Origin of the sequence: Rhizobium sp. 768_B6_N1_8 (assembly GCF_051811225.1) — a bacterium.
Lineage (GTDB): Bacteria > Pseudomonadota > Alphaproteobacteria > Rhizobiales > Rhizobiaceae > Rhizobium.
Window position 1 is genome coordinate 1172017 of record NZ_JBPWPV010000001.1, and the last position, 20026, is coordinate 1192042.

At 60.7% G+C, this 20026-nt stretch carries 16 protein-coding genes; 6 read left to right on the forward strand and 10 right to left on the reverse strand.

All coding sequences use genetic code 11. The features are described 5' to 3' along the window. Positions 1 to 105: 105 nt before the first annotated feature. Both AB8B33_RS05980 and AB8B33_RS05985 read left to right on the forward strand, forming a co-directional pair. Positions 106 to 477, forward strand: coding sequence for a response regulator (locus tag AB8B33_RS05980; RefSeq protein ID WP_003547430.1), 372 nt, complete (start codon positions 106 to 108; stop codon positions 475 to 477). 19 nt (positions 478 to 496) lie between these two features. After that, entirely contained in the window at positions 497 to 1870 is a 1374-nt protein-coding gene (locus AB8B33_RS05985) for a PleD family two-component system response regulator (protein ID WP_439014680.1), read from the forward strand. 762 nt (positions 1871 to 2632) lie between these two features. Here the strand turns inward: AB8B33_RS05985 and rpmG are convergent. The 5 genes from rpmG to topA all read right to left on the reverse strand — a co-directional run bounded on the left by rpmG (position 2633) and on the right by topA (position 9934). Next, positions 2633 to 2800, reverse strand: coding sequence for a 50S ribosomal protein L33 (gene rpmG / locus AB8B33_RS05990; RefSeq protein ID WP_003587245.1), 168 nt, complete (start codon positions 2798 to 2800; stop codon positions 2633 to 2635). A gap of 93 nt (positions 2801 to 2893) precedes the next feature. After that, positions 2894 to 4078, reverse strand: coding sequence for an MFS transporter (locus AB8B33_RS05995; RefSeq protein WP_113323302.1), 1185 nt, complete (start codon positions 4076 to 4078; stop codon positions 2894 to 2896). Positions 4079 to 4329: 251 nt separating this feature from the next. Further along, entirely contained in the window at positions 4330 to 4782 is a 453-nt protein-coding gene (locus AB8B33_RS06000; RefSeq protein ID WP_439014681.1) for a DUF983 domain-containing protein, read from the reverse strand. Between the two features lie 122 nt (positions 4783 to 4904). After that, a complete protein-coding gene (gene rnr, locus AB8B33_RS06005; RefSeq protein ID WP_439014682.1) occupies positions 4905 to 7274 on the reverse strand; it encodes a ribonuclease R in 2370 nt (789 codons plus the stop codon). A 2-nt stretch (positions 7275 to 7276) separates the two neighbouring features. Continuing rightward, positions 7277 to 9934, reverse strand: coding sequence for a type I DNA topoisomerase (gene topA, locus AB8B33_RS06010; protein WP_439014683.1), 2658 nt, complete (start codon positions 9932 to 9934; stop codon positions 7277 to 7279). Between the two features lie 256 nt (positions 9935 to 10190). Between topA and AB8B33_RS06015 the strand changes: the two genes are divergently transcribed. Further along, positions 10191 to 10397 carry a hypothetical protein gene (locus tag AB8B33_RS06015; protein ID WP_439014684.1) on the forward strand — a complete coding sequence of 69 codons (207 nt, stop codon included), beginning with the start codon at positions 10191 to 10193 and terminating at the stop codon, positions 10395 to 10397. Here the strand turns inward: AB8B33_RS06015 and dprA are convergent. From dprA to AB8B33_RS06035, 4 genes are read right to left on the reverse strand one after another with little or no spacing between them, the layout of a single operon-like run. Next, the gene (gene dprA / locus AB8B33_RS06020; protein ID WP_439014685.1) at positions 10377 to 11525 is read right to left on the reverse strand and encodes a DNA-processing protein DprA; all 1149 of its coding nucleotides are present in this window, start codon (positions 11523 to 11525) and stop codon (positions 10377 to 10379) included. The genes AB8B33_RS06015 and dprA overlap by 21 nt on opposite strands. Further along, the gene (gene plsY, locus AB8B33_RS06025; RefSeq protein WP_113323308.1) at positions 11525 to 12145 is read right to left on the reverse strand and encodes a glycerol-3-phosphate 1-O-acyltransferase PlsY; all 621 of its coding nucleotides are present in this window, start codon (positions 12143 to 12145) and stop codon (positions 11525 to 11527) included. The genes dprA and plsY overlap by 1 nt, the downstream gene beginning before the upstream one ends. Before the next feature lie 53 nt (positions 12146 to 12198). Further along, complete coding sequence (locus tag AB8B33_RS06030) at positions 12199 to 13491, reverse strand: dihydroorotase (protein WP_439014686.1); 1293 nt, start codon at positions 13489 to 13491, stop codon at positions 12199 to 12201. Then, positions 13488 to 14444 carry an aspartate carbamoyltransferase catalytic subunit gene (locus tag AB8B33_RS06035; RefSeq protein WP_007823958.1) on the reverse strand — a complete coding sequence of 319 codons (957 nt, stop codon included), beginning with the start codon at positions 14442 to 14444 and terminating at the stop codon, positions 13488 to 13490. The genes AB8B33_RS06030 and AB8B33_RS06035 overlap by 4 nt, the downstream gene beginning before the upstream one ends. A 180-nt stretch (positions 14445 to 14624) precedes the next feature. Here AB8B33_RS06035 and AB8B33_RS06040 point away from each other — a divergent pair, with 180 nt between their 5' ends. From AB8B33_RS06040 to AB8B33_RS06050, 3 genes are read left to right on the forward strand one after another with little or no spacing between them, the layout of a single operon-like run. Next, on the forward strand, positions 14625 to 16283 hold the full coding sequence (locus tag AB8B33_RS06040) for an acyl-CoA dehydrogenase family protein (protein ID WP_439014687.1): 1659 nt from the start codon (positions 14625 to 14627) through the stop codon (positions 16281 to 16283). Further along, entirely contained in the window at positions 16284 to 16433 is a 150-nt protein-coding gene (locus AB8B33_RS06045) for a hypothetical protein (RefSeq protein WP_439014688.1), read from the forward strand. A 21-nt stretch (positions 16434 to 16454) separates the two neighbouring features. Beyond that, positions 16455 to 16685, forward strand: a complete 231-nt coding sequence (locus AB8B33_RS06050) for a hypothetical protein (RefSeq protein WP_439014689.1) — start codon at positions 16455 to 16457, stop codon at positions 16683 to 16685. A 121-nt stretch (positions 16686 to 16806) separates the two neighbouring features. Here the strand turns inward: AB8B33_RS06050 and AB8B33_RS06055 are convergent, their stop codons facing one another. Next, positions 16807 to 19647, reverse strand: coding sequence for an Rne/Rng family ribonuclease (locus tag AB8B33_RS06055; protein ID WP_439014690.1), 2841 nt, complete (start codon positions 19645 to 19647; stop codon positions 16807 to 16809). Positions 19648 to 20026: the final 379 nt, after the last annotated feature.

Sequence of the window (20026 nt, forward strand, 5' to 3'; positions counted from 1 at the left end):
AACCAAATACCGGTAGCTTGCACTATCGGTTTCATGGAGCCATTTGTCAGCTAATGTCTTATCATGGACATTTGGCTTCAAGAGCGGACGTAGGGACAGCTGATCATGCCCAAACAGGTGATGATTGTAGAAGATAACGAGCTCAACATGAAGCTCTTTCGCGACCTCATCGAGGCCTCGGGCTATACCACGATCCAGACCCGCAACGGCATGGAAGCGCTTGATCTTGCGCGCAAACATCGCCCCGATCTTATACTTATGGATATTCAGCTTCCGGAAGTTTCCGGCCTCGAAGTCACCAAGTGGCTGAAGGAAGACGACGAACTGCATGTGATCCCGGTCATTGCCGTTACGGCCTTTGCCATGAAGGGCGACGAGGAGCGGATCAGGCAGGGCGGCTGCGAGGCTTATGTCTCGAAACCGATCTCCGTTCCGAAATTCATTGAGACGATTAAGACTTATTTGGGCGACGCCTGAGGCATCGGAAAAAAGATTCATGACTGCGCGAATACTGGTTGTTGATGATATTCCGGCAAATGTGAAGCTGCTCGAAGCGCGGCTGCTGGCAGAATATTTCGACGTGCTGACCGCGGCCGACGGCTACGAGGCGCTGGCGATCTGCGACCGCAACCAGGTGGATCTCATCCTGCTCGACATCATGATGCCCGGCATTGACGGTTTCGAAGTCTGCGAGCGGCTGAAGGCCAATCCGAAGACCGCCCATATCCCCGTCGTCATGGTCACCGCGCTCGACCAGTCGGCCGACCGCGTGCGCGGCCTGAAGGCCGGTGCCGACGACTTCCTGACAAAGCCCGTCAACGACCTGCAGCTCATTTCCCGCGTAAAAAGTCTGCTGCGCCTGAAGACGCTGAGCGACGAGTTGCGCGTGCGCGCCGAGACCGCCCATACGATGGGGATGGACGAGTTGATGCGCACCGGCGACGGACGCTCCGACGAGGCGGGACAGGTGTTGCTGGTCGACAGCCGTGCCAACTCGCAGGAACGCATCATCAAGACGCTGAAGCCCGTCGCAGACGTGGTCGCCATCTCCGATCCGCAGGCGGCTCTTTTCGAAGCCGCCGAGAGCGCCTTCGAACTCGTCATCGTCAACGCCAATTTCGATGAATACGATCCGCTCAGGCTTTGCTCGCAGTTCCGCTCGCTGGAGCGGACCCGTTTCCTGCCGATCCTGATCATCACGGAGCAGGGGGCCGACGAGATGGTTGTCCGCGCGCTCGATCTCGGGGTCAATGACTACATCGTGCGCCCTGTCGATCCGAACGAGCTGGTCGCCCGCAGCCTGACGCAGATCCGCCGCAAGCGCTACAACGACCGCCTGCGCGCCAGTGTCAAGCAGACGATCGAACTCGCTGTCACCGATCCGTTGACCGGTCTCAATAACCGCCGTTATCTCGACAACCATCTCAATGTGCTCTTCAACCGCTCGATGGCCCGTGGCCGGCCGCTCTCGGTGCTGATTACCGATATCGACCGCTTCAAGCAGGTCAACGACACCTATGGCCATGACGGCGGCGACCAGGTGCTGAAGGAATTCGCAAACCGCGTGCGCTCGACCGTCCGCGGCGCTGATCTTGCCTGCCGTTACGGCGGGGAAGAGTTCGTCGTCGTCATGCCGGACACCTCGCCGGAAATTGCCGCGGCCGTTGCCGAGCGCTTGCGCGCGGCCATCGAAAGCACGCCGTTCCTGCTGAAGTCGTCGGGCGAAACGCTGAATATTACGGCCTCCTTCGGCATATCCTCGCGCATCGCCTCGGTCATAACGCCCGACCAGCTCATGAAGCAGGCAGACCTTGCGCTCTATGAGGCGAAGAATACCGGGCGCAACCGCGTCGTAGCCTCCGCCGCCTGACGACATAACGTTCCGTAATGCGTCGCTTTCGGTTATCCACTGGGAGTAGCTGAACCTTACGAATATTTAATTTTGTTGGCTGAAACGAAGGCGCCGGTTTTTCAACCCGATAGCCAGAAAATGGACTTTAAAGCGTGTTTCTTCCGATAACACGTATCGCCTGCTTCCGAAAGCTAGAGGCGTCGAACGCGAAAAGAAGAGCGGACTATAGTTGCATCCTGATTGTCTGGCCTCTGTAAATCGTATTTCACAAAACGTAACGCCGGCGCCTTACGTTAGGGGAGGGGCTGAGGTGTTGTTGTAATATATTTCTGAAATTCTTGCTGATATCAAATATTGTCCTTTTGGTAAAAGAGATTTGGTTGCGTCTTTACACGTGCCAAAACTGGACTTTTAACCATAGAATCATACTCGGAAATTTTACCATTAAGAATTTGTTGATTTTCTTTCATTTTTGCGCAAATTATCGGCTCAGAACAGAAAACGCTCCCATGGAGGAGCTGTCGATACCCCATGATGCTCAGGTCCGCCGCATCTCCTGGGTCGTGGGGTCGGTCGGCTGGTACGCAATCTCAAACGGTTCCTCGTGCCGTTTTGCATGCTGGCCGACCCCCTTTTCGTAAAAACGCCGTCACTTCCCGAAGATGGAAGGGCGGCGTTTTTCTTTGTTTGCGCTAACATTGCCGTCAGGAAGTCCAGTGCAAACAAAAAGCGCGCTACCCGGAGGCGCGCGCTTTTTGAAAGAGCCGTGAGATCAGGTAATTACTTGATCTTGGTTTCCTTGAACTCGACGTGCTTTTTGGCAATCGGGTCGTACTTGGTCTTCGTCATCTTGTCCGTCATCGTACGGCTGTTCTTCGTCGTGACGTAGAAGAAACCGGTGTCGGCCGTCGACAGAAGCTTGATCTTGATAGTGGTAGCCTTGGCCATGGTCGTCCTGCCTTTAAGAAAATGAAAGCCGTGGAAAACCGGATAGGCTCCACGGCAAATTCTGGCGCGAAACTACGAATCTAGCCCGAAAAGTCAAGCCCGCTTTCCGAGGAAAAGCAGTCTTATGCCGGCAAGCAAGGCATAAAGCCCGAAGAAACCGGCAATTGCATAGGCAAAACCGTTGTTTCCGGCAACATCGATGGCAGCGCCGATTACCTGGGGGCCTGCAACGGTGCCGACGGCATAACAGAAAACGAAGGCCGCATTGGCCGCCGCAAGGTCCGAACCTGTCAGCCGCGAGCCGAGATGGCTGAGACCGACCGTGTAGAGGCCGGAGACGCAGCCGCCCCAGAAAAGCAGAAGTCCGGCCATGAGAATCCAGTTATTGACGAGGACCGGGAGCATCATTGTTCCGACGAAACCGGTCAGCGCCATCAGCGCCAGCAGGGGACGCTTGTCCTTGATACGGTCCGAAAGCAACCCGAGCGGGATCTGGAAGATGACGTTGCCGACACCCATCATGGTGAGCAGCAGGGCCGCCTGCGTTTCGGTGAAATGCGCGCGCACCGCAAAGATCGGAAAGAGCGACAGGCCGCCGGCTTCGACTGCACCGAAGATGAAGACGGCCGCGGTTGCGGTCGGCACCAGGAAGACATAGCGCATGAAATGCAGTTCTGGCTTCTCGTCCAGGACAGGGCTTTCGTGCCGGGCGATGAAGATCGGGATCGCAGCCAGCAGGATCGCGAAGGCACCGACCAGGAAGGGCAGGATGCCGTCGCTGCCTAGCAGCGAGAAGATCAGCGGCCCAGCAGCAAAGCCGAGTGAAAGGACGGTCGCGTAGATGCCGAGCACGAAGCCGCGTTTGGAAGGCGGCGAGGCCGCATTGATCCAGAATTCAGAGAGGATGAAGAGTGTGGTCGTTGCGCCGTGGAAGGCGAAACGCAGCGGAAACCACATCCAGAAGTCCTGCGCATAGTAGAAGCCGAGCGCGCTGAGCGCCGAGATCAGCACCGCCCACATCATGGTGGGCGCGACACCGTATTTATGCGCGAGCTTGGTGGTGATCGGTGCCGCCGCCATCGCCGCAATACCGGCCATAGCGGTATTGAGGCCGATGAGGGTGGAAGAAATGCCACGCTTTTCGAGAATTATGCTGAGGAGAGGAAGTCCCAGGCCGATCGCTATGCCGACGGCGGAGATGGACGAGACGGCTGCCACCAGAGAAGGCCAATGGATTTCCTCAACATCGCCCGGTGTGCCGTTCCTCGGCTGAGACATTTATCCATCCTTAGAGAGGTATGCGGACGAATCGTCCGTCTGGAGCCACATAGAAAGACATAGGCATGCCAAATCCAAGTGACGGGCAGGGTTTCACAATATTTCTGGCATCCGCCGACGATTTCTTGAGTGTAAGCTTTCCCCGTACAAAAGATGATGACCGTGTCGATCCTCTGCAGATAGTCGGCTATGGGCCGTGGCGCTCTGGTCGCTGCCACTACACGCGAAATATGTCTGGAAGGTGAAGGTGTTCAAGCTTGCCGGCCGGGTACGTCGTAATCTTCTGGTTCGTCATCATGGCCGCCGAAACCGTGCATCTTCAGCGCCCATTGCAGGCCTACGACGCCGCCCTTGATCGGCTGGATCGAGACGAGCGCCGTGATGATGGTGATCGGTGTCCAGATGGCGAGATGCACCCAGACCGGCAGGACAAAGGCCATGTCCGTCAGCATGAACCCACCGACGACGACATGGCCGAGCACGAGGATGACGATATAGGGCGGCAGGTCGTCGGCGCGCTGGTGGTACATCGCCTCGCCACAGGCGGCGCAATGATCGACCGGCTTCAGAAAGGCGCGAAACAGCTTGCCGCTGCCGCAGGCCGGGCAGCGGTTCAGCATGCCGCGCATGATGGAGCGTCCGAGCGGGCGCTCGGCATCGGGCGTATCCCCGTAGCGTACGACCTCGTCTGTCGGTGTGCTCATCGATCTTTCCCTTCCCGGAACCAGAGCCTTTCCATTTTTCTTCGAAATATGGAAAGGCTCCGTCTCTTTCTCTTCACGCAATTCCGGACGCAAAACCGCTGCGCACTTTTGCTGGAGTTGCTTCAGCGCCGCCCGCTCGGTGGCCTCGTTCCGATCTTCTTGCGAGCGCGGCTTGCGTCGCGTCGCCCCGCCTTGTGGAAGGAGCGCACAGCCGTCGGCATCTTGCGTCCCTCGCTCAGCATCTCGAAGCGCAGGGCGCCCGCAAGCGGGATCGCCTCTGCCAACCGCACAGTCACATCGTCGCCGAGACGATAGCCAAGACCTGTCTTTTCACCCGATAGCGCCTGATGCGCCTCGTCATAGATGAAGTAGTCGGTGCCGAGCGTAGATATAGGGATGAAACCATCAGCGCCATAGTCCGGCAGCATGATAAACAGACCGGATTTGGTGACGCCCGAAACGCGCCCTTCGAATTCCTGGCCTATGCGGCCGGCAAGATGATGGGCGATGAGCCGATCGACCGTCTCGCGCTCGGCGGCCATGGCGCGACGTTCGAAGGTGGAGATTTCGGCGGAGATGTCGTCGAGCGTCGCTTCCTCGTCCGGTGTGATGCCGCCCTCGCCGAAGCCGAGCGAGCCGACTAGCGCACGATGCACGATCAGGTCGGCATAACGGCGGATCGGCGAGGTGAAGTGCGCATACTTCATCAGGTTCAGGCCGAAATGGCCGATATTTTCGGGACTGTAGATCGCCTGGCTCTGCGAGCGCAGTACCATCTCGTTGACCATCGTCTGGTGCGGCGTGTTGTCAGCCTTGGCGAGGATGCCGTTGAAGCTGTTGGCGCGCATATTGCCGCCTTTGGCAAGCGAGATGCCGAGGGTAGCGAGGAACTCGCGCAGCACCTCCTGCTTGGCAAGCGTTGGCGTATCGTGGATACGGTAAATCAGCGGCTGGCGCTTTTTTTCCAATGTCTCGGCAGCGCAAACGTTCGCCTGGATCATCATTTCTTCGATCAGCTTGTGGGCATCGAGGCGGGGCGGCACGAAGACCCTGTCGACGGTGCCGTCAGGCTTCAGCAGGATCTTGCGCTCGGGCATGTCGAGCTCGAGCGGCTGGCGCCGGTCGCGGCCGCGCTTCATCGTCTCGTAAGCGTGCCACAGCGGCTTCAAGATTGGCTCCAGCATCGGCCCGGTCTTGTCGTCAGGCTTGCCGTCGATCGCCGCCTGCGCCTGCTGATAGGACAGCTTGGCAGCACTCTTCATCATGATGCGATGGAAGGTATGGCCGATCTTGCGGCCGTCCTTCGAGAAGACCATGCGAACCGCAAGGGCAGGGCGGTCGACCCCTTCTTTCAGCGAGCAGAGATCGTTGGAGATCCGCTCCGGCAGCATCGGCACGACACGATCAGGAAAGTAGACCGAGTTGCCGCGCTTCAGCGCTTCACGGTCGAGCGGCGAATTCGGCCGCACATACCAGGAGACATCGGCAATGGCGACGGTGACGATAACGCCGCCGGCATTGTCTTCCGATGGATCATCCTCGGCATAGACCGCGTCGTCATGGTCCTTGGCATCGGCAGGGTCGATGGTGATCAGTGGCAGGTCGCGCCAGTCCTCCCGATGCGACATGGTGGCAGGCTTGGCGTCATCCGCCTCTGCGACTGCGGCTGGCGGGAAGACGTGCGGAATACCGTGCGCATGGATGGCGATCATCGAGATCGCCTTTTCCGAAGCGACCGAGCCGACGACCGAGAGAACCTTGGCACGCGGCAGGCCGAACCGGCCGAGGCGGGCAATTTCCACTTCGACGAGATCGCCGTCCTTGGCGTCGCCCTTGTATTCAGGGTCGATCACCATTTCCTCGCCGCGCCGCTCGATCGGCAGCAGGCGTCCGGCCCCCCCGGGGGCATCCTTGAAGACGCCCATGCTGGCGCCGCGCCGCTTGTCGATCACCTTGATGATGCGGGCCGTATAGGCGGGGCCACCTCGATCGACGGCCGGGAAGATCTTGGCGAGGATGCGGTCGCCGAGACCGGCAACGGGCGACTTGCCCTTGCCCTGGCGGCCAGCCGGCGATTGCTGGCGGATGGCGACAGCGGGTGCTACGCCCTGATCCTCGGGCCACTCGGCCGGGCGGCCGATCAACTCGCCATCCTTGTCGCGCGTGGTAATGTCGAGCACGGTGACGGGCGGCAGCGCACCGGGCCGGATCAGCGACTTGCGGGTCTTCTGCAGCATGCCTTCCTGCTCCAGCTCCTGCAGCAGGTGCTTGAGCTCGACGCGGCTTTCGCCCTTCAGCCCGAAGGCCTTAGCGAGCTCGCGTTTGGAGGCTTTCTGCGGATGTTCGGCGATGAAGCGCAAGATGACTTCGCGCGGCGGCAAGATGCCGTGCACGATGTTTAGCGGCTCAGGCGCAGGTTCCCTGCTCGCGCGTCCGAATTTTCCCGGGCGCTTGCCCATGGCTCTCGTAGTCTCGCGCGGTTCTCTCGCCACTCTCAGCTCTTCTTCGGTTTCGCCGGCGCTTTTGCCTTGGTTGCCTTCGGCTTTGCGGCGGTCTTCGTCGTCTTGGCTTCAGCGGCCGCAGCCTTCGGCTTCGCTGCTGACTTGGCCTTTGTCTTGGCGGCGGGAGCCTTGCCTGCCTTTTCCGCAATCAGCGCCAGCGCCTCTTCGACGGTGATGGCCTGCGGATCCTTGCCCTTCGGCAGCGTCGCGTTGACCTTGCCCCAGTTGACATAGGGGCCGTAGCGGCCGTCGCGAACGGTGATCGCGCCACCGTCAGGATGAGCGCCGAGTTCCTTCAGGGCTGCCGGCGTTCCGCGGTTGCCGCCTGGCGCCTTGGCCTGCTTTTCGGCAATCAGCGTCACGGCGCGGTTGAGACCGACCGAGAAGACGTCCTCGATGCTTTCCAGATTGGCATAGGTGCCGTCATGAAGCAGGAACGGCCCGTAGCGACCGAGCCCGGACGAGATCATCTTGCCGGATTCCGGATGTTTGCCGATATCGCGCGGCAGCGAAATCAGCGCCATCGCCTTCTCGTAGTCGATATCCTCGGGCTTCCAGCCCTTCGGCAGTGAGGAGCGCTTGGCATCCTTGCCGTCGCCGCGCTGGATATAGGGTCCGAAACGGCCCGAACGCAGCGTCAGTTCCTCGCCGGTTGTCGGGTCGGTGCCGAGGTTCTTCGGCTCGTTCACAGCAGCGCCTTCGGCCTCGCCGCCGTTTTCGGAGGAGAGTTGGCGGGTATAGTTGCACTCCGGATAATTGGAGCAGCCGACGAAGGCGCCGTACTTGCCGAGCTTTAGCGACAGGTTGCCGGTGCCGCAAACCTGGCAGATGCGCGGATCGCTGCCGTCTTCGCGCTTCGGGAAGACCAGCGGCGCCAGTGCTTCGTTGAGCGAATCCAGGACATTGGTGACGCGCAGTTCCTTGGTGTCTTCGATCTGCGAGAAGAAATCCTTCCAGAAGTCACGAAGAACCTGCTTCCAGTTCAGTTCGCCGGCGGAGATCCGGTCGAGCTTCTCTTCGAGATCGGCCGTGAAATCATATTCGACATACTTGGTGAAGAAGCTTTCGAGGAAGGCGGTAACGAGACGCCCCTTCGCCTGCGGGATCAGCTTGCGCTTGTCGATCGTCACATAGTCACGATCGCGCAAGGTAGCGAGCGTCGCGGCATAGGTCGACGGACGGCCGATGCCGAGCTCTTCCATTTTCTTGATGAGCGAGGCTTCGGAATAACGCGGTGGCGGCTCGGTAAAGTGCTGCGTCGAGTTGATCTTCTGCTTGGCGAGGTTCTCGCGCGCATTGATCTCCGGCAGGCGGCCGTCTTCGTCATCTGCGTCGTCGCTCTGCTCGCCATCCTCCTTCTGGTCGGTATAGGCGGCGATGAAGCCGTCGAAGCGGATGACGGAACCGACGGCGCGCAGGCCAGCCTTCTGGCCGTTGTTGTCGGCAATGATTTCAGCCGTCGTACGCTCGATTTCGGCCGATGCCATCTGGCTGGCGATACCGCGCTTCCAGACCAGATCGTAGAGACGGATCTGGTCGGCATCCAGGAACTTGCGGACGCGATCCGGTGAGCGGTTGAAGTCGGTCGGGCGGATCGCTTCGTGTGCTTCCTGGGCGTTCTTCGCCTTGGTCGAGTAGAAACGTGCCTTTTCCGGCAGGTAACGCTCGCCGAATTGTTCCCCGATGGCGCCTCGCGCCGCATCGATCGCTTCCGGCGCCATCTGCACGCCGTCCGTACGCATATAGGTGATCAGACCGACGGTCTCGCCGCCAATGTCGACGCCCTCGTAAAGCTTCTGCGCGATCTGCATGGTGCGCGAGGCCGAGAAGCCGAGCTTGGAGGAGGCCGCCTGCTGCAGCGTGGAAGTGGTAAAGGGCGGTGCCGGGTTGCGCTTGACCGGCTTTGCCTCGACGCTTTCGACGACATAGCTGGCGCCTTCCAGCAGCGCCTTCAGCTTGCCGGCTTCTTCGCCATTTCCGATCGAGCGCGGCTGCAGCCGCTTGCCATTGGCGGCAACCAGTCTTGCCTCGAACTCGTCGCCGCGCGGCGTCTTCAAGAGCGCCGAAAGGTTCCAGTATTCCTCGGAAATGAAGCGCTCAATCTCGGATTCTCGATCGCATACGAGGCGCAGCGCAACCGACTGCACGCGGCCGGCGGAACGCGCACCGGGCAGCTTGCGCCAGAGAACCGGCGAGAGGTTGAAGCCCACGAGGTAATCGAGTGCGCGGCGTGCCAGATAGGCATCGACCAGCGGGACGTCGATGTCGCGCGGATCGGCCATCGCATCGAGCACGGCCTTCTTGGTGATGGCGTTGAAGACCACACGCTTGACCGGCTTGCCGTTGATGACACGCTTCTTGTTCAGAAGGTCGAGAACATGCCAGGAGATTGCTTCGCCTTCGCGATCCGGGTCGGTCGCCAGGAACAGGGCATCGGAGGATTTCACCGCGTCGGCAATATCCTTCATGCGCTTGGCGGACGCGCTGTCCACCTCCCAAAGCATCTCGAAATCCTGATCCGGAAGAACTGATCCATCCTTGGCAGGCAGATCGCGCACATGGCCGAAAGAGGCGAGCACCTTGTATCCTGGACCCAGATACTTATTGATCGTCTTGGCCTTGGCAGGCGATTCCACCACTACAACATTCATGATGATTCTCTAAAAAAGATGCCGATCCGGCGGAGAGGCAGGCGTAACATGCACTGCAACATGAATACCGGCCCCCCGACATGGACAGGGAATTCGCTCTGGTCAAGAGGTTTGCTTCAATTTTACCTCTTTGCCGCGTATCGCAACCATTACGAGATTCTGAACCTATTGCAATTCAGGATGATTGCGCTATCGTTTTTGAAGTGTGGTTCGGGCTCCTGGTAAAGCAGCGCTCTCCGATTTCATAAAGACAATTATGGCGCCCAAGGCTGCAGAAAAAGACGCCGATCGCTCGGCATCGCTTGAAAACATTGCTTTCATCCGGCAGATGCTCGCAGAGTTGCGCCAGGTGGCAGAACGCGAAAATGCGGAGATGCTCTGTTATCTCATCGAAATGGCCTGTGTCGAAGCCGGAGACCTGCAGTCACGCATCGATAGCGGCTCAGTCGGCCATGGAAATTGAAACCAGCCCGCCGACATGGCGATGGAGCCGCCCGGCCATATCCAGTTCCAGAAGAACGAGATAGACGGCGGAAGCCGAAAGACCGGTATGACGGATGATGTCGTCGACCTCCGTCGGCGTCGGACCGAGCGCATCGATGACGAGCGTGCGATCCGTTTCGTCGGGCGGAAGCGACATCCTGCTGCCTTCGCGCTTCGGTTCTTCGGCTGACGGCAGCGAGAAGAGATCGGGTTGAGAGAGCGGCGCCAGCGCTTCCACGACATCCTCGGGCGAAGTGACGATCATCGCCCCGTCCTTCAGAAGGCCGTTCGTGCCGTGGCAGCGCGGATCGAGCGGCGAACCCGGCACGGCAAAGACCAGCCGCCCGAATTCGCCCGCCATCCGCGCCGTGATCAGCGAACCGGAGCGAACTGCTGCCTCCACGACCGCAACGCCGAGCGAGATGCCGGCAATCAGCCGATTACGGCGGGGGAAATCACGCGCACGCGGCTCCCAGCCGAAAGGCATCTCGCTGACGGCAAGCCCGTTGCCATTCCATATCTCCTCCAGCAATCCGACATTCTCAGGCGGGTAGGGCTGGTCCAGCCCTCCGGCCATTGCGGCAATGGTGCCGGTAACGAGGCTCGCCCGATGGGCGGCCGTGTCGATACCGCGGGCGAGGCCGGAGACGACCGCATAGCCGGCCCGGCCACAGTCTCGGGCGATCATCGCCGCGAACTTCGCGCCGCTGACGGAAGCATTGCGCGAACCGACGATGCCGACCGCCGGCCTGTCCAGCACGGAAAGATCGCCCTTGACCGCGAGCAGTGGCGGCGCACCGTCGATCTGGCGGACCGCCTGCGGATAATCAGGCTCGCCGATGCCGATGAAGCGGGCGCCGAAGCGCTGCGCCGCTTCGAGTTCGCGGTATGCTTCGGCTTCGGTGGCGATGCGGATCGAACGCGTCGCGCCGCCACGCGCCGATAGTTCCGGCAGCATGGAAAGAGCGGCTTCCGCCGAACCGAAATGATTGATGAGATCGCGAAAGGTCGCAGGGCCGACATTGTCGGAGCGGATCAGCCTCAGCCAGGCGATCCTCTGTCTCTCCGTCAGCGCAATTCCTTTTGGCTTTGCGCTGAGCGCGTCCATTACCCCTTAGCCCCGATCTTGCTTTCCGTCCCGCTGATCAGGCGGGAGATATTGGCCTTGTGTTTCCAGTAGGAGATGACGCTCATGATCGCCATGATTGCCGCAACCTTTTCGTCGCCCAATATCCACAATGCAACCGGAATGACAAGCATCGCAACAAGCGCTGAAAGCGAGGAATAGCGGCTGACGAAGGCAACCCCAAGCCAGACGGCTGCAAAGAGCAGAACCATTGATGGCGCAACGCCGAGCAGCGTGCCGATATAGGTGGCAACACCCTTGCCGCCCTTGAAACCGATCCAGACGGGGAACAGGTGGCCAATGAAGGCAAAGAAACCGGCGATGATGCCCGCTTCCTCACCTGCGAAATAAGCCATGATCCAGGCGGCCGCGGCGGCTTTCAGCGCATCGAGCAGAAGCGTAGCGGCCGCGAGCTTCTTGTTGCCGGTACGTAGAACGTTGGTCGCGCCGATATTGCCGGAGCCGATGCTGCGCACATCACCAAGGCCGGCGGCGCGCGTGAGGATGAGACCGAACGGGATGGAGCCGAGCAGGTAGCCAACGACGACGGCGGCAAGCGCCAGAGGCAGGGTAATCTGCCAGGTGACAAGATCAGATATCATTTTTGTTCCCCAAGTCTTTTGCCGAGAGGATGCCCGGAAGGGCAGGGCAGCCCTCAGTCCTGCAATGCGTGAACCAGCGTGCCCTCGACATAGGTCGCAACGGCTCGCCCGCTGAAGCGCGCATCCTCGAACGGTGTGTTCTTCGAGCGGGAGAGAAGCATGTCCTTGGAGACAAGCCAAGGTTCTTCGAGATCGATCAGCGCGATATCGGCCTTGGCGCCGGGCTTCAGCGTGCCGGCATCGAGGCCAAAGATCTGCGCCGGCCGCGTCGACATCGCATCGATCAGCCGCAACAGGCTGACCTGCTCGCTGTGATAAAGCCGTAGCGCTGCCGCGAGCATCGTCTCCAGTCCGACCGCGCCATCTTCGGCCTCGCCGAAGGGCAGGCGCTTGGTATCGACATCCTGCGGGTCATGCGAGGAGACGATGATATCGATCGCGCCTTTTGCCAGCGCATCCACCATTGCAACCCGGTCGTCTTCGGAGCGCAGCGGTGGATAGAGTTTGAAGAAGGTGCGATATTCGCCGATGTCATTCTCGTTCAGCGCCAGATTGTTGATCGAGACACCGCAGGTGACCTTCACGCCACGCGCGCGGGCAAGCTCGATCGCCTCGACCGACTCAGGCACGGAGATCATCGCCGCATGGTAGTTGCCGCGCGTCAGCTGCGCGATGCGCAGGTCACGCTCGAGCGGGATCAGTTCCGCTTCCTTCGGAATGCCGGAGAGGCCGAGCCAGCTTGCAAGCAGGCCTTCATGCATGACGCCATTGGCGCCAAGATATTTGTCGCGCGTGGCGCAGGAAAGGACGGCGCCGAATTCGCGTGCATAGGTCATCACCCGGCGCAGCACCTGTGTATCGGAGATGCTGGAATGTGCGTCGGTAAAGGCGACGGCGCCTGCCTGCATCAGGAGGCCGATTTCAGTCATCTCCTCACCAGCGAGCCCCTTGGTAATGGCTGCTGCCGGGTAGACGTTGATGACGGCCGTGTCCCGTGCCGTCTTCTTGACGAACTCGACGAGCGCGATGTCGTCGATGACGGGATGCGTATCCGGCATCATGATGATGGAGGTCACACCGCCCGCTGCCGCAGCCCGGCTTGCCGAAGCGATTGTCTCGCGGTGCTCGCCGCCCGGTTCGCCGATATGGACGCGCGCATCCACGAGGCCCGGCGCCGCGACGAGGCCGGTGCAGTCGCGCACGGTGGCACCCTCAGGCGTTCCCTGGCTCTGTGCATCCTTGCCGGCCGCGACGATGAGACCATCCTTGACGACGATCGTGCCGATCTCATCGAGATTGCGGGAAGGGTCGATGATGCGGACGTTCTTGAGGACGAGATTGCTCATGCGCCCACTCCATCAGTGCGGGGACCCTGGTTCTGGGAAACGAGCAGCGTCTCCATGACGGCCATGCGCACGGCGACCCCCATTTCCACCTGTTCGGCGATCACGCTCTGCGGGCCATCGGCGACCTCGGAGGCAATCTCCACGCCGCGGTTCATCGGTCCCGGATGCATGACGAGAGCATCCTCCTTCGCTGCCTTCAGTGTTTCCGCGTCGAGGCCGTAGAAATGGTAATATTCGCGCACCGACGGCACGAAGGCGCCGGACATGCGCTCGCGCTGCAGCCGCAGCATCATCACCACATCTGCGTCCTTCAGCCCTTCCTTCATCGAATGGAAGACCTCGACGCCCATCTCGGCAATGCCGGCCGGCAGCAGCGTAGCGGGAGCGACGACCCGCACCCGCGCGCCCATGGCGTTCAGAAGAAGAATGTTGGAGCGCGCCACCCGCGAATGTAAGACGTCGCCGCAGATTGCGACGATGATGCGGGACAGCCGGCCCTTGGCGCGACGGATCGTCAGCGCGTCGAGCAGCGCCTGCGTCGGGTGCTCATGCTGGCCGTCGCCTGCATTGACGACGGAGCAGGAGACCTTCTGGGCGAGAAGTGCCGCGGCACCGGCGCTGGAGTGGCGGATGATCAGGACGTCCGGCCGCATCGCGTTCAGCGTCATAGCCGTGTCGATCAGCGTTTCGCCCTTCTTCACCGAGGAATTGCCGACCGACATGTTCATCACGTCGGCGCCGAGGCGCTTGCCGGCAAGTTCGAAGGAGGCTTGCGTCCGTGTCGATGCCTCGAAGAAGAGGTTGATCTGCGTCAGGCCCCGAAGGGTCGACGTCTTCTTTTCTCTCTGTCGGCTGATCTTGACGGCTTCGTCAGCCTTGTCGAGAAGATAGGTAATATCCTGCTCGGTGAGGCCCTTGATGCCAATGAGGTGGCGGTGGGGGAAAAAGACCATGACCCTGCCTCTTATTGTCTTCGCGGGGTCTATAAAGAGTGCGGGGGGAAGGGGCAAGCTTGTGCTGTACGCAAATCCCATGTTCCCCATGCATTTTCCATCGAATCCCGCTAGAGCAGAAATCTGCGAATCACGAACTTCCGGTTTCCTTTTGCCGGGCTCATGAAATAGAAGCGAACTATGACCTCCGCAAACCGGACTGAAGACAAACTCGCCGAACTCAACCAGCCGAGCCTCTGGTCGGGAATCAACGCCTACCGATCCGATCCGCTGATCGTCGATCTGACTGCCACACTGCCACGCACCATCCGTGAAGACCTTGAAAACATGGGCCGCTTCGTCACCTCGCCGGAAGCGCAGGAACTGGCGCGCATGGCAAACCAGGGCACGCCGCAGCTGCGCACCCATGGCCCGCGCGGCGAACGTCTTGATATCGTCGAATTCCACCCCGCCTGGCATGCGCTGATGCGCCGTTCGATGGCGTCCGGCCTGCATTCCTCCGTCTGGGATCCGCAGGCCGATACGGAGGCCAAGGATCAGGCCCACCATATTCGCGCAGCCCGCTTCTATCTGACGGCGCAGCTGGAATCCGGCCATCTTTGCCCGTTGACGATGACAAGCGCGTCCGTTGCCGCTCTCTCGGCCTCACCGGCCGTGCAGAAGGACTGGGCGCCGAAGATCCTGTCGCGCAAATATGACTCGTCCAATCGTCCGGCCATGCAGAAATCGGCCGTGACGATCGGCATGGGCATGACGGAAAAACAGGGCGGCACCGACGTCCGCGCCAACAAGACCACTGCCGAAAAGGTCAGCGAAGGCATTTACCGGCTGTCCGGCCACAAGTGGTTCATGTCCGCGCCGATGAGCGACGCCTTCATCATGCTGGCACAGACCAAGGACGGCATGGGCTGCTTCCTGGTGCCGCGTCTGCTCGAGGATGGTTCTGCCAATGGCCTGCAGTTCCAGCGCTTGAAGGATAAGATCGGCAACCGCTCCAATGCTTCTTCCGAAGTGGAGTTCACCGATACGTTCGGTTTCCTGCTCGGCGGTCCCGATGCCGGCATCCGCACCATCCTCGATATGGTGACGCTGACGCGGCTCGATTGCGCGCTTGCCTCTTCGGGCATCATGCGCGCATCGCTCGCCGAGGCCGTGCACCACACCCGCGGCCGCAGCGTTTTCGGCAAGATGCTGGTCAACCAGCCGATCATGACGCGCGTGCTCGCCGACATGGCGCTCGATGTGGCAGCCGCCACGGCTCTTTCCTTCCGCCTGGCCGATGCCTTCGACAAGGCGCGCGGCAATGCGGAAGATGCCGCCTATGCCCGCGTCATGACGCCGGTCGCCAAATACTGGTGCTGCAAGATCGCCCCGTCGCTGATCTATGAGGCGATGGAATGCATCGGCGGCAGCGGCTACATCGAAGAACGCCCGATCGCCCGCCACTATCGCGAGGCGCCGGTCAATGCGATCTGGGAAGGTTCGGGCAACGTCATGGCGCTCGATGTGCTGCGTGTGCTGAACCGCGGCAAGGATCTGTTCGAGACGGTATTTGCAGGCTTTGCGCGCGATCTTGGGCCGGCCGGCAAGAAGACGATCGACGTGCTGCGCGCCGCGATCGCGCTCTGCGAACAAGACGAGGGCGCTGCCCGCTTGCTCGTCGAGCAGCTGGCGCTCGTTGCCGGCGCCGCCGAGCTTTACCGGCTCGGGGCAGGGCGCATTGCCGATGCCTTCATCGAGACCCGTCTTGCAGGCGGCTGGCGCTCGACCTACGGCATGCTCGATTCCCGCTTCGATGCGAGCTACATCGTCGATCTGCTCTATCCGCCGGCAGCGTAAATGCTGCCATTTCGCAACGCGCGGCAAGACGATCTCGGTGAGGTCTACGCCATCTCGCTTGCGACTGGTGACAGTGGGCAGGATGCGAGCCATCTGTACCGCGATATCAGGCTGATCGGTCACATTTATTCCACCTCTATCTGGTGCTGAGTCCCGAAGAAGACCGTTCTCGTGTCGGACAAGCATGGCATGAACCGCCTGCCACGCCTTCAGGGGCAGGGCGACTGCATTGCGCTTTCGGATGAGCGGGTGTCGCAGGCTCGCAAGGCGGCCATCAGCGACATTCATCTCGGCGTCAATGCGGGCAAATCAGGGCGGGCTGCGCTTTTGATCCTCGCGCGGCTCTACGCGTCTTGTGCCGCAGCTTGTTTCGTCTTCGGAAACCACCATCTGGTTCGCTGAACACTCTAATCCTGAACTTTTTTCTGGCCGGCTGATACTGGGCTCTGCCACTCTACGGCACAAAAAAATCCGGCCGCGTCGCCGCAGCCGGATCATATCACTTATCGCCGAAAATCAGCTTTCAGAAGAAGCCGCGGCGCTGCCACCAGCCAGCCTTCTTCGGCTTGCCTTCGCCCTCAGCTTCCGCGCTTTCGGTGCGGGTCGAGGTGACGGTCGGCTCAGAAGACGAGATGTTCGATCCGCGGTTGGCGCGAACCGGCTTTGCCTCTTCCTGCGCCGGTGTTGCGAGATCCGCAGACGCTTCCATCACTTCCGAGTCGGCCTGGGCCGCGGTCTCAGCGATAGGCGCTTCGATTACGGGCTCCTCGATCGGCGAGGGTGCGGCAGCTGCCTTGCGGCGGCCACGGCCGCGTGCCGGCTTGACCTCTTCGGCAACACTTTCGCCAGCTTCGACAGCAGCCATTGCCGGCTGAGCTTCAACCGTTTCGGCTGCGACGACTTCGATCACTTCCGCTGCGGTCTCGGACGTCTCGTCGGCTCCACTATCGTCGCCCTCGTCACCTTCGGAAGCGGCGTTGACTTCAGCACCTTCTTCACCGCGGTTGCGGCGGCCACCGCGCTTGCCGCGACGGCGGCGCTTGCGGCGCTGCGAATCCTCGCCGTCGGCGTGGGTTTCGGCTGGAGCTTCGCTGGCGTCACTATCGCCCTCGCTGCCGTCGTCCTCGCCCTCATCACTATCGTCAGCCACGTCAGAGACAGTATCGGCACCAACCTGCTGCTCGGCATTGCCATTGCGGCCGCGACGGCGGCGACGGCGCTTGCGCTTGCGTCCACCTTCGCCTTCAGCCTCTGCGCGAGCAGCCGGGCGTTCGGCAGCAACAGGCTTTTCTTCCAGTTCTTCGTCTTCCTCCTCGTCATGCTCGATGACGATATCGTCGTCATCGTCATCGGGGATGGCTGCGAAATTGAAGAGACTTTCGATCTTGACCGGGTTTTCAACCGGCTCGCCACGATCGATCGCGAAGTGCTGCGCACCAACCGAGCCATCCGCATCGATGATGATCGCCACACCGAAGCGGCTTTCATAATCGACGATCGTCTGACGCTTATGGTTGAGCAGGTAGAGCGCGATATCTGGCGTCGTGCGCACGGTGATGTTGTGCGTGGTGTTCTTGAGCAGATATTCCTCGACGCCGCGCAGCACATGCAGGGCGACGGAGGACTGTGAACGGACATGGCCGGTGCCGCCGCAATGCGAGCAGACCTGCGTCGTCGATTCGAGAACGGAAGCGCGGATGCGCTGGCGCGACATTTCCAGAAGGCCGAAATGCGAGATGCGGCCGACCTGGATGCGGGCGCGGTCGTTCTTCAGGCATTCCTTCAGCTTCTTCTCGACAGCGCGGTTGTTGCGCTTTTCTTCCATGTCGATGAAGTCGATGACGATCAGGCCGGCAAGGTCGCGCAGGCGAAGCTGACGGGCGATTTCTTCCGCCGCTTCGAGGTTCGTCTGAAGGGCCGTGTCCTCGATCGAGTGTTCGCGGGTCGAACGGCCGGAGTTGACGTCGATCGAAACCAGCGCTTCCGTCTGGTTCATGATCAGATAGCCGCCGGACTTCAGCGTTACCTGCGGCTGCAGCATGCGATCGAGCTGCGCTTCGATGCCGGAGCGCGAGAAGATCGGGTGGATATCGCGGTAGGGCTGAACCACCTTGGCGTGGCTCGGCATCAGCATCTTCATGAAGTCTTTTGCTTCACGATAGCCTTCTTCGCCGGCAACGATGATCTCGCTGATATCCTTGTTGTAGAGATCTCGGATAGAGCGCTTGATGAGCGAGCCTTCCTCGTAGACGAGGCACGGAGCGGTAGAAGCGAGCGTCAGCGTGCGGACGTTCTCCCACAGGCGCATCAGATATTCAAAGTCGCGCTTGACCTCGACCTTGGTGCGGTTCGCACCGGCCGTACGCAGGATCACGCCCATACCCTGCGGCACTTCGAGCATGCGGGCGATTTCCTTCAGCCGCTTGCGGTCCTGGGGGTTGGTGATCTTGCGGGAAATACCGCCACCGCGCGCCGTGTTCGGCATCAGAACCGAGTAGCGACCTGCGAGCGAAAGATAGGTGGTGAGAGCAGCACCCTTGTTGCCACGCTCTTCCTTGGCGACCTGCACCAGCAGGATCTGGCGGCGCTTGATGACTTCCTGGATGCGGTACTGCTTGCGCGGCTTGCGCTGCACGCGGTCCGGAACCTCTTCCATCGCGTCTTCGGCGCCAACGGATTCGATGATTTCCTCTTCGCCGTGGTCGTCGTCATCGTCGTCATCATCCTGACGGCGCTTGGAAACGTCCTCGGAAATGGAGTCGGTTTCGACCATCGCGGCCATTTCGCCGCCGGTCGAGCCTTCATCGTCGTTGTCCGCGACGGATGCTTCGGTCTCTTCCGCGACAGGCTCGACTACCTTCTTGCGGCTACGGCGTGCGCGCGGCTTCTTTGCCGGCGTTTCCTCGGCAACTGGGGCAGCCTCTGCAGCGATGACTACCTCTTCCGCCGGTGCCGCTTCTACAGCGGGGGCGACATCAGTCTCGACCGGAACGATGCCGATATCCGGCTGGTCCTGTGTCGAAAGATCGACGAGAGGCGCCGTCTCGACATGCTCGACATCCTCGTCGCGGCGATGCTCCTCGGCTTCGGCGCGAAGCAGGGCCTGACGGTCGGCAAGCGGGATCTGGTAATAGTCGGGATGGATTTCGGCAAAGGCCAGGAAGCCGTGCCTGTTGCCGCCGTAATCGACGAAAGCGGCCTGCAGCGAGGGCTCGACCCTCGTTACTTTTGCAAGATAGATGTTGCCGCGGATCTGCTTCTTGTGCTGCGACTCGAAGTCAAATTCTTCTATGCGGTTCCCGCGAACGACAACGACGCGCGTCTCTTCCTCGTGAGACGCATCGATAAGCATTTTGTCTGCCATGTAAGCTGAGCTCCTCGGCGAGGCCGCGAGAGCGCATTCCCGACTGCTGTTGACACAGAAAGAATGCGGTCCGCCGTGGCCGCGCCGGATAATGAAAGTCGCGATTGGTGCGAAGGAGAATGCAGCAGCCAGACCGCAGCCGGAACCATTTCGTTCCGGGGCCTGTACACTTCAGATAAAACCTGCTGCGAAACCATCAACAACCAAGCGTGATCGACAATGACGAAGACCCGTTTCGGGTCCGATGAGTTTGCTCCCTGAGAGCGTGGTGGCTGATCCACCAATGAAATCCCAGCATGAAGCCGGAAAATCAGGATCCAGTTCTCGGGTGGAAATGCACTAGACGGCGGACGATTACCGGTTGTAGCGCCAGATCCGG

Coding starts and splice junctions, on each gene's coding strand:
- AB8B33_RS05980 (WP_003547430.1), top strand. CDS start 106: ATGCCCAAACAGGTGATGATTGTAGAAGATAACGAGCTCAACATGAAG.
- AB8B33_RS05985 (WP_439014680.1), top strand. CDS start 497: ATGACTGCGCGAATACTGGTTGTTGATGATATTCCGGCAAATGTGAAG.
- rpmG (WP_003587245.1), bottom strand. CDS start 2,800: ATGGCCAAGGCTACCACTATCAAGATCAAGCTTCTGTCGACGGCCGAC.
- AB8B33_RS05995 (WP_113323302.1), bottom strand. CDS start 4,078: ATGTCTCAGCCGAGGAACGGCACACCGGGCGATGTTGAGGAAATCCAT.
- AB8B33_RS06000 (WP_439014681.1), bottom strand. CDS start 4,782: ATGAGCACACCGACAGACGAGGTCGTACGCTACGGGGATACGCCCGAT.
- topA (WP_439014683.1), bottom strand. CDS start 9,934: ATGAATGTTGTAGTGGTGGAATCGCCTGCCAAGGCCAAGACGATCAAT.
- AB8B33_RS06015 (WP_439014684.1), top strand. CDS start 10,191: ATGGCGCCCAAGGCTGCAGAAAAAGACGCCGATCGCTCGGCATCGCTT.
- dprA (WP_439014685.1), bottom strand. CDS start 11,525: ATGGACGCGCTCAGCGCAAAGCCAAAAGGAATTGCGCTGACGGAGAGA.
- plsY (WP_113323308.1), bottom strand. CDS start 12,145: ATGATATCTGATCTTGTCACCTGGCAGATTACCCTGCCTCTGGCGCTT.
- AB8B33_RS06030 (WP_439014686.1), bottom strand. CDS start 13,491: ATGAGCAATCTCGTCCTCAAGAACGTCCGCATCATCGACCCTTCCCGC.
- AB8B33_RS06035 (WP_007823958.1), bottom strand. CDS start 14,444: ATGGTCTTTTTCCCCCACCGCCACCTCATTGGCATCAAGGGCCTCACC.
- AB8B33_RS06040 (WP_439014687.1), top strand. CDS start 14,625: ATGACCTCCGCAAACCGGACTGAAGACAAACTCGCCGAACTCAACCAG.
- AB8B33_RS06045 (WP_439014688.1), top strand. CDS start 16,284: ATGCTGCCATTTCGCAACGCGCGGCAAGACGATCTCGGTGAGGTCTAC.
- AB8B33_RS06055 (WP_439014690.1), bottom strand. CDS start 19,647: ATGGCAGACAAAATGCTTATCGATGCGTCTCACGAGGAAGAGACGCGC.